Source organism: Moraxella sp. CTOTU48841 (assembly GCF_032061225.1).
Classification (GTDB): Bacteria; Pseudomonadota; Gammaproteobacteria; order Pseudomonadales; family Moraxellaceae; genus Faucicola; species Faucicola cinerea.
Genome location: NZ_DAMBFQ010000006.1, coordinates 42,595 through 58,438, shown reverse-complemented (window position 1 = coordinate 58,438; position 15,844 = coordinate 42,595). Strand labels below are relative to the sequence as shown.

The 15,844-nt window shown below is 44.6% G+C and carries 13 protein-coding genes; 5 read left to right on the top strand and 8 right to left on the bottom strand.

Annotation, left to right across the window (positions count from 1 at the left end):
- The first annotated feature begins 222 nt into the window (after positions 1-222).
- Positions 223-1,884, top strand: a complete 1,662-nt coding sequence (locus RT034_RS07690; RefSeq protein ID WP_007115862.1) for an electron transfer flavoprotein-ubiquinone oxidoreductase — start codon at positions 223-225, stop codon at positions 1,882-1,884.
- Positions 1,885-1,946: 62 nt separating this feature from the next.
- On the opposite strand, the gene RT034_RS07685 is transcribed toward RT034_RS07690, so the two are convergent.
- The 3 genes from RT034_RS07685 to recG form a co-directional block, all read right to left on the bottom strand.
- A complete protein-coding gene (locus tag RT034_RS07685; RefSeq protein WP_313015719.1) occupies positions 1,947-3,773 on the bottom strand; it encodes an alkaline phosphatase D family protein in 1,827 nt (608 codons plus the stop codon).
- Between the two features lie 265 nt (positions 3,774-4,038).
- Positions 4,039-4,218, bottom strand: coding sequence for a hypothetical protein (locus RT034_RS07680; protein WP_095356461.1), 180 nt, complete (start codon positions 4,216-4,218; stop codon positions 4,039-4,041).
- A gap of 208 nt (positions 4,219-4,426) precedes the next feature.
- Complete coding sequence (recG, locus tag RT034_RS07675) at positions 4,427-6,580, bottom strand: ATP-dependent DNA helicase RecG (RefSeq protein ID WP_313015717.1); 2,154 nt, start codon at positions 6,578-6,580, stop codon at positions 4,427-4,429.
- A 261-nt stretch (positions 6,581-6,841) separates the two neighbouring features.
- Between recG and RT034_RS07670 the strand changes: the two genes are divergently transcribed.
- Positions 6,842-7,162, top strand: coding sequence for an OST-HTH/LOTUS domain-containing protein (locus RT034_RS07670; RefSeq protein ID WP_313015715.1), 321 nt, complete (start codon positions 6,842-6,844; stop codon positions 7,160-7,162).
- Between the two features lie 7 nt (positions 7,163-7,169).
- Positions 7,170-8,066: a patatin-like phospholipase family protein gene (locus RT034_RS07665; RefSeq protein ID WP_313015713.1), complete on the top strand. Its 897-nt coding sequence runs from the start codon at positions 7,170-7,172 to the stop codon at positions 8,064-8,066.
- Positions 8,067-8,148: 82 nt separating this feature from the next.
- Here the strand turns inward: RT034_RS07665 and RT034_RS07660 are convergent, their stop codons facing one another.
- Complete coding sequence (locus RT034_RS07660) at positions 8,149-8,682, bottom strand: hypothetical protein (RefSeq protein WP_313015712.1); 534 nt, start codon at positions 8,680-8,682, stop codon at positions 8,149-8,151.
- Between the two features lie 515 nt (positions 8,683-9,197).
- Between RT034_RS07660 and argA the strand changes: the two genes are divergently transcribed.
- Positions 9,198-10,556 (top strand): amino-acid N-acetyltransferase, encoded by a 1,359-nt coding sequence (gene argA, locus RT034_RS07655; RefSeq protein WP_036595096.1) that lies wholly within the window; start codon positions 9,198-9,200, stop codon positions 10,554-10,556.
- A 99-nt stretch (positions 10,557-10,655) separates the two neighbouring features.
- Here the strand turns inward: argA and RT034_RS07650 are convergent, their stop codons facing one another.
- On the bottom strand, positions 10,656-11,399 hold the full coding sequence (locus RT034_RS07650) for a BamJ family beta-barrel-assembly machinery protein (protein ID WP_472796520.1): 744 nt from the start codon (positions 11,397-11,399) through the stop codon (positions 10,656-10,658).
- Positions 11,400-11,550: 151 nt separating this feature from the next.
- Positions 11,551-12,396: a BamJ family beta-barrel-assembly machinery protein gene (locus tag RT034_RS07645; protein ID WP_313015709.1), complete on the bottom strand. Its 846-nt coding sequence runs from the start codon at positions 12,394-12,396 to the stop codon at positions 11,551-11,553.
- 457 nt (positions 12,397-12,853) lie between these two features.
- Between RT034_RS07645 and RT034_RS07640 the strand changes: the two genes are divergently transcribed.
- Positions 12,854-14,605, top strand: coding sequence for a mechanosensitive ion channel (locus RT034_RS07640; RefSeq protein WP_313015707.1), 1,752 nt, complete (start codon positions 12,854-12,856; stop codon positions 14,603-14,605).
- 58 nt (positions 14,606-14,663) lie between these two features.
- Here the strand turns inward: RT034_RS07640 and RT034_RS07635 are convergent, their stop codons facing one another.
- Entirely contained in the window at positions 14,664-15,299 is a 636-nt protein-coding gene (locus tag RT034_RS07635; protein ID WP_313015705.1) for a lysophospholipid acyltransferase family protein, read from the bottom strand.
- A gap of 101 nt (positions 15,300-15,400) precedes the next feature.
- Positions 15,401-15,739, bottom strand: coding sequence for a YnfA family protein (locus RT034_RS07630; protein ID WP_095356453.1), 339 nt, complete (start codon positions 15,737-15,739; stop codon positions 15,401-15,403).
- Positions 15,740-15,844: the final 105 nt, after the last annotated feature.

Here is a 15,844-nt window from a genome sequence, read left to right as displayed (position 1 = left end):
CAAGAAAACCATTGATAACATTGCCAGCCTGCGCCAGCAATTATTTGATGAACTGATAATCAAAGGCTAACCTTCCAAATCACTAGCCTTGCAAAAATCATCGTGATGCAACTTAAGTTGAAAGGCTGTCAGATGTAAGCTGATAAACCGCATTGTTTAACCCAATGCGCGCAAGGTTAAGCAAGTTGTCATCACTGAATTTTATTTTTCTAAGGAGTTTGTATGCAAGACATCGAACGCGAGCAAATGGAGTTTGACGTAGTTATCGTGGGTGGCGGACCTTCAGGTCTATCTGCGGCAATTCGTCTACGTCAACTTGCCATTGCTGCTGGCAATCCTGATTTTAGCGTGTGTATCGTTGAGAAAGGGTCAGAATTTGGTGCCCATATCTTATCAGGTGCGGTCATGGAGCCTAATGCACTGACTGAACTGATTCCTGATTGGAAAGAAAAAGGTGCGCCCGTTCGCGTGCAAACCAAAGGTGACCGCGTCTACATGCTCAAAAATGAGACCAAATACCGCGAATTGCCAGAAAAAATCGTCCCAAGCTTGATGCACAACCACGGCAATTACATTATCTCGTTGGGTAACCTTGTACGTTGGTTAGCCACCCAAGCCGAAGAACTTGAAGTGATGATGTTCCCCGGTTTTTCTGCCGCTGAAATTCTCTACAACGAAGATGGTTCTGTTCGTGGCGTATTAACGGGTGACATGGGCGTCAATGCCGAAGGTCAACCAAAATCAGGCTATGAGCCAGGCTATGAGCTACTGGCAAAATACACCATTTTTGCTGAAGGGTGCCGTGGTCACTTAGGTAAACGCTTAATCAGCCGTTTTAACCTATCAGAAGGCAAAGACCCGCAGCACTACGGTATTGGCTTAAAAGAGCTTTGGGAAATTGACCCTGCCAAACACCAAGAAGGCATGGTGCTGCACGGTTCAGGTTGGCCGCTTAGCGAGACGCATAGCAATGGTGGTTGGTGGTTATACTTTGATGAAAACAACCAAGTGTCATTTGGTATGGTGATTGACTTGTCTTATCACAACCCTTACCTATCGCCATTTGATGAGTTACAACGCTTAAAAACCCACCCGCTCATTCGCAATATTTTAGAAGGCGGTAAACGCTTATCTTACGGTGCGCGTGCCTTGACCAAAGGCGGTTTAAACTCATTACCAAAACTGTATTTTGCCGGTGGTGTGTTAGTGGGGGACGATGCAGGTTTCCTAAACCCAGCAAAAATCAAAGGTACTCATACCGCCATTAAATCAGGTATGTTAGCCGCTGAAGCCGTGTATGAAGCGATTGCTGCCGGTCGTCAACATGACGAAGTGCCAACCTATGAGCAAAAATTCAAAGCATCCTGGCTCTACAACGACATGTACCAAGCGCGTAACTTCGCAAATGCGATGCACCGCATGGGTATCTGGATGGGCGGTGCCTTCAACTTCCTAGAGCAAAATATATTTAAGGGTAAAATGCCACTGACTATTCGTGACAGAATGCCAGACTACGATGTGCTTGAGCGCGCAGACCACGCCTATATCCCTGAGTATCCAAAGCCCGATGGTAAGCTGACCTTTGATAAATTATCTTCCGTGTTTATCTCCAATACCAACCACGCTGAAGATCAACCTTGTCACTTGAAATTAACCGATCCAGAGGTGCCAATTAAGCGTAACCTCAAAATCTTTGCTGAGCCTGCACAGCGTTACTGTCCAGCAGGGGTATATGAAGTGGTGCAAAGTGACAGCGGCGCAAAATTTGTGATCAACTCACAAAACTGTGTGCACTGTAAAACTTGTGATATCAAAGACCCCTCACAAAACATCACTTGGGTCACCCCAGAAGGCGGTGGTGGTCCAAACTACCCAAATATGTAATGATGTATCAAAAAAAAGCCGCTAACGTTAGCGGCTTTTTTATTGGGTTTTGTCAAAGCTGTCTAAACTAAAAAAGGCTCACCCACTTTGACACGCATGGTTTTACCAGCACTGCTTGTATAGGTGGGCTTGGTGATATCGCTGACAAACACCCACTCGCTGGTGCATTGCTCAGGGGTCACTGTCACAATCATATAACCGCGCTGAGAGGTGTCACACCATTTTAACGTACCACCTTTGACCAGCATGGGTAACCCCAGTGCTAACTGTTTTGGATCAATTGTCGCTAAGTATTCTTCAAAACCTGGCGACGTCACTGATTGTACCGCAAACTCCACCCCGACGGGTTCGCCTTTGACATTGACTAGATTATTCGCCCAAGCGTTATGGGTATCGCCTGCCAATACCACTAAGTTTTTTTGCATCGCGTTGGCAATACCATAAATCATCTCGCGTGCCACCGCATAACCATCCCACGCATCCAGGTTATAAGGAATGAATGGCGCTTGCTGCAACTGTTGTACCATCCTCTGCTCTTGCGGCGTTAAGGTAGTTGGGGCGGTTTGCGCTTTTTGCATTAGGGTCAGATAAGTGACGGCATCTACGCCCAAAGCAGGATTCATAAAGTTGAGCAGTACGGGTGCAGGAATAAACATCTGCCCCATCACCACTTGCTGGCCTAGAATTTGCCAAGTCGACTTTGACGCTTGCAATTGACCTGCTAGCCAGTTTTGTTGTGACAAACCAATCATTTGGCGGCTGGTATCTTGCATTGCTGCGGTGAATTTTGCGGCATCTAAAGTGAGCTGACCATTGGCGTCTTTAACTAAAAAATTATTGTAATCTAGCTGTTTGTCCCGGGCAATGACACGGGTGTCTAGCATATGTAGACTGAGTAAATTACCAAAATCAAAACTACGATAAATTTGCGTCATCACACTATTACGCGTGGGCATCCATTCATGATAGGCTTTCATCGCGTCCATCTTGCGCTGATTCCAATCGCCTTCATTGGATTGGTGGTTTTCAGCACCTGCTTTATAAGTATCATTACTAATCTCATGGTCGTCCCACACCGCAATCATTGGCATGGCGGCATGTACCGCTTGCAAATCTTTATCGGTACGATATTGGGCATAGCGCAAGCGATAGCCAGTAATGGTGAGTAACTCCTCAACTGGGATGACTTCGCGCTTGAGCTGTGCGGCCTGGCTTGAAGCATAGGCAGGCACCGTTTTACCTTGGTCATCGATGGTATGACGACCATATTCATAGATATAATCACCTAAGTGCAGCAGCACATCGACGTCGCTGCGCTTGGCAATATCGGCATACGCGTGAAAATACCCTGCAGGATAGTTTGAACAGCTCACTACCGCAAGTTTCACTTGATTGACATTCGTGACAGGTAGGGTTTTGGTTTTGCCAATCGGACTGGTGATACCACCACATATAAATCGATAAAAGTAAGGCGTATTCGGCTGTAAACCCGTGGCATCCACTTTGACCGTATAATCTTGCCCACCGTTTGTTTTGCTCGTGCCTTTATTGATGATGGTGTTAAACGTATTATCACTGGCAATTTGCCAATCGACATCAAGGCTGCTGCCACTGCTCACCGGTGTCACCCGAGTCCATAAAATCACTTTATCAGCAAGCGGGTCGCCACTGGCTACGCCATGTAAAAAGCTAACCTGCGCTGTGTTATCATTATCATCATTATCATCATTGTCATTATTACAACCCACCAGCAACATCGATGCACCTGCGGCAGTCGCAAGCGATGTTGATTGTAAAAAACGGCGACGGTTGATACTTGGGGTTGATGGCTGAGTGTCTTTAATCAAATTGTGGATAGGAGAAGTTTGCTCAGCGGGTTGGTCAGTCATGGGATTTCCTCAAGGTTAGGCAAAGCCACAATATGAAAAGTCAAATTGTGATAAGTCAAATTGTAATAAAAAGATACGCTATCGCTAGGAAACATTAGCTGACGAAGGTGACAACCGTATGACGATTGAATGAACAATTTACGGCAAATTCTAGCCAATAAAAAAGCTGACCGAAGTCAGCTTTTGTGCAGTCAAAAATCTATGTAATAAAACATTCAGGCAATAAAACTAGGCATAAAACCTAGTCGCTTATCAAGCCCACTAGTTAGATACCTGCAGCCGCTTTAAATGCCGCTTCATCAAAATCGTCACCATGGGTCACAACGATGGTGCCATTAGGGTTAACATTGACAAACTTGACCCCTTTGATGTCTTCGGTTTTTTTGATGATTTCATCCGCATGCGCTTTGTCTGCGATAGGTACATCATATTTGGTTTGTGGCATAACATATATCCTTAAAATATTGATAATTCTAAATTAATAACTGTGATATTGCCCCGTGTATAAAAAATCAACTAAAACCCATAGCCATGCAAGTGTACATTCATCAATCAGTCATATGGCATAAAATAACAAAAAATTGCGGATGTGAATAGTCGCTTTATCCGTAAAAACAACGCTTTATCAGAATTTAAGCCTCTACTATGGGCTATCATGCGTTAATGTATTTGATGGCATCGGGTGTCCAATGACTGATATATTGCTGCACTTGTGATTTGCGATTTTCATCAGCAATTAGGTATTTAGCAATCGCTTGCGCCACGATTAGCAAGCTTTCATCTCTGGCTAGGTCACTGACATAGTAACTATCAAACCCTGTCTGCCGTTTACCCAAAAGCTCCCCTGCACCGCGCAGTTCCAAATCTTTTTGCGCAATCACAAAGCCATCATTGCTATCTCGCAACACATTGAGCCGCTCGATACCCGTTTCTGACAATGGCGTTTGATAAAGCAATACACAAAAGCTTTTTTGGGTGCCACGTCCCACGCGTCCGCGCAACTGGTGCAATTGCGATAACCCTAATCGCTCAGCATTTTCAATCACCATCAGCGAAGCATTGGGCACATCGACCCCGACTTCAATCACGGTGGTAGCCACCAGCAAAGCGGTTTTACCCGCTTTAAAATCCGCCATGACCGCTTGTTTGTCATTGGGTTTCATTTTGCCATGCACCAAACCAATGTTGAGATTGAGCCTGTCATTCAAATCGGCATAGGTCGCTTCAGCGGCTTGGGCATCAAGCACGGTAGACTCTTCGACCAGTGGGCACACCCAGTAAGCTTGTTTGCCTTGCTCGCAGTTGGCAGCGATACGTTCAATCACTTCATCGCGTCGGTCACGGCTTATGGTGACGGTGGTGATGGGGGTACGGTTGGGCGGCAGTTCATCAATGATGGACGTATCCATATCACCAAATGCACTCATGGCAAGGGTACGCGGTATGGGTGTGGCTGTCATAATCAGCTGATGCGGTGTGGTATGCGCCAAGCCTTTATCGACCAGCGCCATTCGCTGCTCCACCCCAAAACGGTGCTGCTCATCGATAATCACCAAGCCCAACTTGGCAAAATTGACATGCTCTTGAAATAGCGCATGCGTACCGATCACGATTTGCACCTCGTTGTCTTGTACTTGTTGCAAGGCTTTTTCACGCGCTTTGGCTGTTTGCTTGCCCGCCAGCCAACCCACACCGATGCCAAGCGGTTCAAACCAGCCTTTAAAGTTATTAAGATGTTGCTCCGCCAAAATCTCTGTCGGTGCCATCACCGCCACTTGCCAGCCGCTATCAAGCGCATAACACGCTGCCAAAGCTGCTACCAAGGTTTTGCCTGCGCCAACATCGCCTTGCACGAGTCGCAGCATGGGTACTGACGTTGACAAATCTTTGACGATTTCCGCTACGACCCGATTTTGGGCATGGGTCGGGGTAAAAGGTAAATGGGCTAACAGGCGATTGGCAAGCTCGCTTGTGGCATCGCAGCGCGGTGCTTTGTGCTGATAAAGCTGTTGTTTGCGGTACAGTAGACTCAGCTGGTGGGCGAGCATTTCTTCGATAATGAGCCGCTGACACGTCGGATGACTGCGATTTTTTAATGCCTCTAATACCAAAATTTGCTTGTTCAAATCGGTATAAATTGGTGGCTGATGGATAAAGCTAATGGCTTCTAGCAAGCTAAATTCCCCAAATGGGTTGTGGCTACCTGCCAGTAACGGAAACTGTTGGCTCAGCGCGCTTTGTACGATTTGCCACTCAGCATCACTGATAGTAGCCATCACAGGATTGGCTTGTTTAACCGTTTGCAGCGCAAGTCGAATCAAGCTACGCAGTTTATTTTGATGCAAGTTTTTGACCGTTGGATAAACAGGTATCAGCCCTGTATTGGTCAGGGGTTGATGTCCAGTAATAATTTCATATTCAGGGTGGCTGATTTGGGTGCCATACTTACTGATACTGATTTCGCCAAACACACGCAAGGTATTGCCCACTGCCATGGTATCGGTCAGTCCACGATAGACTTTGAAAAAGCGTAATGTTGTTTGCCCTGTCTTATCTTGCAATGTCACGCTGAGGCCCATCTTTTTGTTGTCGACGCGGACAACGGTGCCTTGTAGCAATGCCGATTGTCCATCGACGACATCACACATGTTGACCAGTCGGCTGCGATCTTCATAATCACGCGGCAAATGTAGCAACAAATCAAACACGCGCTCAATACCAAGTTGGTCAAGCTGTTCAGCGATTTTGCTACCCACGCCAGCAAGCGCAGTAACAGGGAGGTTAAAGATGTCAGGTTTTAGCGTCATATTATAAAGTTAGCTTATCTGCCTATAATAAAAATAGCATGAAAAAACACCAAATTAAGTTAGAATACATAGCGACACAATTTACGCTTTATAACCGATGAACTCAACAAATTTATCATTTAATAATATTGCTGTTTTGATTGATGGCGATAATATCAATGCAAAAAATATTGAAAGTATTCTAGCTAAAGTCAGTACCTTTGGCACAATCGCCTGCAAGCGAATTTATGGCGACTTTAAACAAGGCAGACTAGCAATCAAATGCAAAACAATCTGTTAATGATTCGGCAAAAACCGAGTGAAAATAAGGCAAAAAATCTGCCAACCGATGCGACTACGCTAACTCAAGAGCAAAAATTGCTCGATGATATTTATGAGATTTTCGCCAAACCCATAATCAAAAAATTATTGACTAAAAACCAAGGTTGGCTACATATGGGACAGTTTGGCAGCGAGCTTAAGAGTAAAGGCTATAACCCCACTCAATTTGGGGTTAAAAATTTTACCCAATTGGCAGAAAATATTGCCATTTTAAAAGTTAAAAGACAACCCAGTGTCATTATGATTGCTCTACGTACTTAGGCTTGCTATGAAACCGCTTTCTTTTTTTGCCCTGATAACTACTAGCATTTGTTTTACGGTTACCGCCTGCACTAAAACGCCAGTGATAACCACCCAACCTATAAAACCACCCGTTCAACCATCAGCAAAACCCAAAATCGCCCTTGTATTAGGCGGTGGCGGTGCCAAAGGTTTTGCCCATGTCGGCGTCATCAAGGTACTGGAAAAAAATGGCATCACCCCCGACTTAATCGTCGGTACCAGTAGCGGCAGTCTAGTCGGTAGTTTATACGCCAGTGGCAAGTCCGCTAGTGAACTTGAAGACATCGCGACCCATGTTAGCAATAATGAATTGCTCGATTATAGCTGGAGCAAACAAGGCTTTATCGAAGGTATCAAATTACAAAACTGGGTCAATACCCAAGTCGATAATCGACCGATTGAAAAACTCCCCATCCGTTTTGCCAGTGTCGCCACCGATTTAACCACCAAGCAAAAAGCCGTCTTTGATAAAGGCAATACCGGTCTTGCGGTGCGTGCATCCAGTAGCGTGTATGGCGTTTTTATACCGCCACGTATCAACAACAAACGCTATGGCGATGGCGGTTTGACAAGCCTTGTGCCTGTGCAAACTGCCAAACAGATGGGCGCAGATATTATCATCGCGGTAGATGTTTCAAGCCCGCCAAAAAACAGCCATCCACAAGATTTTTGGGCGCTACTGGATAAGACATTTGCCGTTATCCCCAATCAAGCAAATGCTGCTGAAATTAAATTAGCGGACGTGGTGATACGTCCAGCCGTTGGTGATATTGGCACCACCAATACCGTAGCCAGAGAGACAACGATAAAAGCAGGGGAAATCGCAACTTTAGCAAAGCTCAGCGATATCGAGCAAAAAATCGGCAAGTTTCAAAAATTGTAAATAAAAAAACCGCTCAATCATTGAGCGGTTCTATGCTTCGAGCGGTTTTATGCGTTGAGCCCTTCTAGGCGTTGAGCGCTTATTATTTTACTTTTAAACGATATTTCACCATCGCTACTTCATTAAGACCCAAACCTGGTACATCCCATTGTATGGCTTTATAGTAAGCCATCGGTAGGTTCTGTAGCACGCCATTCATGTTAGTTTTTAGCGGCATATATTGAAAATTGGCACCGTCCATACTACCAAACGCGCGGGTTGGCTCCACATCGCTTGTGCTCACTAATTCCATATTGGCTGGAATGTTCATGGTCACTTTCATGTTGCGGATACGGTCAGGGCTGTTATTGGTTAAGTAGCCGCGATACTCTACGATATTGCCAGATGCAAGACGCGTTTGGGCATTGACGGGGCTTAGCACTTCTTGACCTTGTGGATCCTGACCAACAACAGAGGCTAAAATGCGGGTTTGAACTTGACCAGCAGCGGGGGCTGAGATAGGCGCTACTTGATTATTATCAACAGGGTCTAATGCCACCGTTGGTAGCACAGCCATTGCGGTGGCTGATGCCCCAAGTGATGCGGTCATTAGCGCGAATACTGAAAGCTTTTGCATGAATATTCTCCATTAAATCATGATTTTCAAATGTTCAAAATTGTTGTGTCAGCGGGTGTTAGCGTATTCTCTTTTTTTGGCAGGTTGGCATACACAGCTGATTGGATGGTCAAATAGGTTAAGGCTCGACTATAGATTAGCATAACAAACTTTACATTTTAACTCACTAGCAAGTTGAAAGTTGCGGGATGAATTTACTAAATACAAACAGCGCAGCCAAAATCAGTAAGATTAGCTATTGTATTTTGTAAGGTTTATTGATAGCCTTATCGTTAGTCTCTGATCGATGCGCGCAATCACGCTGTTAAACTTACATGTATGTTTAATTAAAAGAGACAAAAACTTTATCGTGCGCTGTTTGTACGTCTACTTTTTTTATCATGTCTACTGTTATCATGTCTACTGTTATCATGCCAACTTCAACCGACACTTCAGCAAGTTTTACCCAGGGCAATGCACCGCTTGCCGATGGCGAAACGATGACTGATAATAACCCTATACTTGCCTATCACGCTATGATTGATTTACCCAATACTGCCCAACAAAATGCCGCTGCCACAACCCCTGCGTATGTTACCCCGCCTTATGTATTATGGTTTCGTAACTTTGCGCCCTATATCAACACCCATCGTGGCAAGACCTTTGTCATTATGTTCAATGGCGAAGCGGTCAATCACGACAATTTTAGCCATTTGATTCATGATTTTGCGCTGCTGCATAGTCTTGGCATTAAGCTCGTACTCGTCCACGGTGCGCGTCCGCAAATTGATGCCAATCTCGCTGAGAACCATATCGAAACACCGATGGCAGATGATGTGCGCATCACCACAAAAGAAGCAATGCCGTACATCCTAAAAGCCGTTGGCTCAATTCGCCTGCAAATTGAAGCGCAGCTATCGATGGGACTTGCCAACTCGCCGATGTATGGCTCTCGTATTGATGCCATCTCAGGCAACTTCGTCACCGCCCGCCCTTATGGCATCCGTCATGGCATCGATTATCAATTTACTGGGGAAGTACGCGCGATTGATGCCGAAGCCATCCACAACAATTTAATCCATGACCATGTGGTGATTTTGGGTAGTATGGGCTATTCTGCGACAGGCGAAGTATTTAACCTGCTGGCTGAAGATGTGGCGCTACAAGCGGCGATTAGCCTAAAAGCGGATAAATTAATTTTCTTGGGTGAGCAAACAGGTATTTATAAAGATGGCACTCACCTGCTTAAAGAAATGATTCCGCATGAGGTGACACGCTTCTTACGTGATGTTCCTGAAAGCTCAGAAATCGCGCGTTTCTTACGGGCAGCAAGCGATGCTTGTCAATACGGTATCCACCGTACCCATATCATCTCCTATGCCAAAGATGGCGCACTGCTTGAAGAGTTATTTACCCGTGATGGCTCAGGGACGCTAATTTCCCATGACCCGTATGAAGAAATTCGCCGTGCCGATATCGACGATGTGGTAGGTTTGATTGAACTGCTAGAGCCACTCGAAGAACAAGGTATTTTGGTGCGTCGTTCACGTGAGCGTTTAGAGAGCGATATCGAAAACTTTAGCGTGATTGAGCGTGATGGCATGGTATTAGGCTGCGCGGCTTTATACCCACTCAACGACCAAGCCGCGGAAGTGGCTTGTGTGGCTGTCCATCCCGATTATCGCAATGGTAGCCGTGGCGCAGATTTGATAGCATTCTTAGAGCAACAAGCGCGTAGCCGCGGCATTCATGAACTCTATGTCTTGACTACTCGCACCGCGCATTGGTTTGTCGAGCATGGGTTTATGGAAGTCCCTGCTGAATCGCTACCGGCTGACCGCTATGCTTTTTATGACAATACCCGCAACTCTAAAGTATTAAAAAAGGTGCTTTAAAGGTATCGCCTTTCAAGCTTTAATATAAAAAACGCTCAATAGGAATATGAGCGTTTTTTTATAGCCAAGCTGGGAGAAAACTTTAAGATAGGAAAAAATTTAAAGTTTGACAGGTTGAGTCACAGGTGGATTGACTTGTAACAGCTCAATATCAAAAATCAACACGCTATTGGGTTCGATATCGGCATTACCTGCTTCGCCATACCCCAAATTAGCGGGGACAAACAGACGGTATTTACCCCCTTCTTTCATCAACTGTAGCCCTTCTGTCCAACCTTTAATTACTTGGTTGAGTGGGAAAGTCACAGGTTCGCCACGTTTATAAGAGCTGTCAAAAATGGTACCGTCAATCAAGCGACCTTCGTAGTGGACTTTGACTTTGTCCGTCGCTTTAGGCGATTTGCCTCTCCCTTGTGTTAGCACTTGGTATTGTAGACCCGACGCGGTAGTCATCACGCCTGATTTTTTGCCGTTTTCTAGCAAGAATTGTTTGCCTTTCGCCGCATTGCTCGCTGCTAACGCTTGTACTTCTTTGGCATAGGCAATTTCTTTGTTTTTTTGATAGTCTAGCAATACTTTTTGCATTTGTTTTTTGTCAAGATTGGGCGACTGCGCTGAGTATGCATCTCGAAATCCCTGAAAAAACGCATCAAGATTTAAGTCATCAATACTGTCTTTGTTGCTCTCACCCATCAGATAGCCAAAACTATAGCCGACTTGTGCCAATGCTGGGCTAGCTGCCGTCACTGTGGATTTTGGTACATAAACAGAGGACGCAACTTTGTTTGCACCAGTGCTGGCCGGTGCGGCATTTGCACTGATTGATGTAACCACTAACAGCATGCCAGTAGCGATGCCAGTCACTAAACTTACTTTTTTATATGCTAAAATCATTGGGATGTTCCTTTGCCATCGTGCCGATGAGTAGGGCGAGCGAATTCGATAGTTGCGCTTGCCCAGCTGATTGAGATCACCTATCCGACGCCAACCCCACCTATTGAGCAGGTTGAGAAGCTGACTGCATGGATTCAATTTGTTGTTGTAGTTGGGCTTGGATATCTGCTGCGGCAGGCTGTGCAGCATCAGCCGGTGGATTGACTTTTAGCAAATCAACATCGAAGATGAGCACACTATTTGGCTCAATACCACCTTGAGGGGCACCTTGCTCACCGTAAGCGAGTTTTGATGGAATGTAGAAGCGATATTTGCCGCCTTCTTTCATTAACTGTAAGCCTTCGGTCCAACCCGGGATAACTTGGTTAAGCGGGAATACCGCGGGCTGACCGCCATGCTGTGCGGTGCTATCAAACACTTTACCGTCTAGCAATTTACCTTCATATTGTACCGCTACGATATCTGTGGCTTTTGGCTGCGCGCCGGTACCTTCTTTGAGCACTTCATACTGTAAGCCAGACGCAGTAGTTTTGACCCCTGCTTTTTTAGCGTTTTGCGCTAGGAAAGCCTCGCCTTTGGCTTGGTTGTCTTGTAGGCGTTTTTGGATTTGGTTTTGCTCATAGGTTTGTACCGCTTTAATCATTTCTTCACGGGTCATGGTCGCTTCTTTACCATTAAAACCGTCATTAATACCTTGATTGATATCAGCAGGATTGAGGTCTTTGGCATCTTTTTTGACGTTTTGACCCATCATATAACCTAGGCTATAACCTACTTTTGCCACTTCACTGCTTTGGGCATTGATAGCGGCTGAATTACCCGCCAACTGACGGCTACCGATGGCGGCTACTTGTGGGTCGTTGCCAAAACTTTTGATAAAAACGGGTGATAATGCCAAAGCACCTAACACAACTGCTGCCAATACGGGAACTGTATTATTGCTCATAAAATTTCCTATCTGATATATCCAATTAAGGTCTAATAACTACTAAAAAATCGTCTCAAAATTGTAGCTATCATAGCAGAAATAGTTTGTAAAACCTATGGCATCGTGAGGTGAACGTATAGCCAAACAAAAAATTGGGCGATAGTAAAACTGGCTTTACATTAATATACTTTTCTTAACAATTCATGCGCTAAAAAGCTAGTTGCACAACCTTTTTATACTGTCATCTTGTTGAGCTTCAATGCTACAGTAACATTTGCAAACACTTGAAAGGTATTTGTAGCACTTTATTTAATTAAATATACACACAACAATGATAATTATAAGCATAACATTGGCTTATCTAGACGGATGATAGACAAATAATAGTATGGAGTAGCATATGGTTAGCAATTTTCGAGTATTTAACAACCTTTATCAACCACATCAATAATATAATCAAATTGTAGGAGGTAGCATGGACAATTTTTTCATCAACTTTAACCAAACGCTCGGTTCATCCATGATGACCATGATTAGCGCACTGATTATTTTTATTCTTGGTTGGATTATCGCCGGTATTATCGGTTCTGTGGTACACAAATTATTAGAAAAACTGAGTATCAATCAAAAGATGAATGCGTCAACGGGTAAAACCTATGATTTGGCGCATTTATTATCACGTATTGCTTTTTGGTTTGTGTTTATCATCGGTATTTCTGCGGCATTAAGTTACTTGCACCTAGATGCGATTTCAGTACCTTTTGCCAACATGGTCAATAGCGTATTGTTATTTATTCCAAATCTAATTGCTGCAGGCTTACTTGCGCTACTAGGTTGGGTACTGGCAACGGTCGCGCGCTCTGCGCTGTCAAACGTGCTCAGCCGCACGTCAGTTGATGAAAAACTATCAAGTGAAGCAGGCGTACCGCACATGAGTGATAGCATCGCCAATTTGGTTTACTGGTTTATTCTGTTGATGTTCTTACCTATGGTATTGCAACAACTGGGCGTCACAGGTCTGTTAGCCCCGATTAATGGCATGATTAGCAAAGCGTTATCTTACATTCCTAACTTAATCGGCGCGGGTGTGATTATTTTTGTCGGTTTTGTCATTGCCAAAATCCTGCGTGGTATTGTCACCAACATCGTGACCAGCTTAAACATTCAAAGCCTAGCAGGCAAGGCGGGTATCAGTAATCAAACTCAAATCGCTAATATTGCAGGTACGTTAGTTTACTTGGTAGTAATGATTACTGCGATTATCATGGGTTTAAATGTGCTTAATATCCAAGCCATTTCTGGTCCTGCGACCAATATGCTCAACGAAATCATGTTAGCGATACCAAATATCATTTACGCTGTAGTCATTTTGGGTGGTGCGTATTTTGTATCAAAGCTTATTGCAGATATTGTAAAAAACTTATTGGACAATTCTGGCGTCAATATTTTGCCAAGCAAACTTGGTCTGCAAAATGTGCTAGGTTCTGCCAAAGTGTCAGACGTTGTGGGTTATTTGATTGTATTTTTCGTGATGCTATTTGCCGTCATGGAAGCCGCAAAAGTACTCAACTTAACGCAGGTTAGTAACTTGATTACTGTGTTTATCGCCTTTGGCTCACAAGTGATTTTGGGTGCGGTCATTTTGGCGGTGGGTTTTTGGTTGGCAAACATACTTGCCAGTGCGGTACAACGCTCACCAAACGGTACGGCATTTTTAGCCAACCTTGTGCGTGTTCTCATCATGGGTCTGGTGCTTGCGATGGGCTTACGTGCGATGGGTATTGCTGACTCGATTGTCAATATGGCATTTGGCTTGACTTTAGGCGCAGTCGCGGTTGCGTTTGCCCTAGCCTTTGGTCTAGGTGGTCGCGAAGCGGCGGCACGTTTTCTAAAAAACATCCAAGACAAAGCGGAAGGTCAAACTTCAGGTTTGGCAAACATGATGAACCAACCCGTCAAAGAACCAACTAAATTGACAGGGTTTGAAACAGATGTTGCCACTCAGTACGCACCTACACAAACCGGTAGCGTTGAGCGTCCGATTGGTTCAGGCATGGCGTCGGGGATTGACAACAAAACAGCCACTGTCGATACCACCACATCATTGCATACCGCACTTAACAATTTGGCTGAAAGCGTCGATACCGCTGACACGACCCAAACACAGCAAGTGACTATTCAACCTACCAGCACCTTTAGTAGCGATGATTTAAACCCTAAATCATAGTTATTTTGTGCATAGCCACACTGAAAAAAATGCCTTGATAAGTCATCAAGGCATTTTATTAACGGTGCAAATCTTGCAACGGCTGTGACATTTTTTCAAAATGCTTACCCAAAACGCCGCGATAATTTTCTAAAATTTTCGGTAAATCGGCGTCATAGTCGCCTGTCGGGTAAAACAAGGGCATAAAGCGCATTTGTTTGGTGTTATAGTCCATCGCAATCGGTAAAATGGGTACGCCTGCGCCTACAGCAATATGATAAAACCCTGTTTTCCATTTTTCGGTATAACTGCGTGTCCCTTCAGGTGCCAACCCTAACCAAAGCTGCTCTTGTTGGTTAAACTGCTCAATGGCGGCCTGCAAAGTTGAACCTTTTTTCTGACGGTCAATCGAAATCATCCCGCCCCATTTTAAGAAAGACCCGATGAGGGGGAGACGAAATAGCTCTTTTTTACCCATCAATTTAAAATCAATGCCAACCGATAAAATGCCCATGACCGCATTCCAGCCATCTTCATTGGAGGTGTGCGGGGCAGCGAGCATCACCAGTTGTTTGACATCAGGTACGTCACCGACCACTTGCCAACCTGTTATTTGTAAATATTTTGCGGCAAGTTTGGCGATTTTTGGGTCATGACGGCGCGGCACGTTAGACCCAAATTGTCTAGGGTCTACTGGCGTTTGGTTGATATCCATGAATATACTCTTTGAGATACTAGATTGAATTAAAATACTAGGCTAAAATTTTCAGTTTACATTAGTTCACTGAAATTAGCAAATTTGTTGATTGGAGAGATTTATAACAAACTTTTGGGCTGAAGGATGATAATACTTGCACCCAACAATATTACCAAACCGCCAATGCTGTCCCAGTGCGTCAGAGAAACACCATCGACAAATTTCAGCCATACCAAAGCCGTCGCGATATATATGCCACCATATGCGGCATACACTCGCCCTGTCGCTGTGGGATGAAGGGTCAATAACCATACGAACAGGGCGAGCGTGATGGTCATAGGTACAATGAGCCAAAGCGGTTTGTGCTGTTTGAGCATCAGATAGCCAAGATAGCAACTGACAATCTCGGCAATGGCGGTAATAAAGAATAAAAGCAGGGTAATCAACAATTTAGTCATATTCGCGGATTTGCCCCATGTTAGATGTTAGGCAGAAGGGGAAAATTGATAAATCATATAACGAGCGTCACTTTCTTTTGAAAACTCTAAAGCGTCATAGGATTT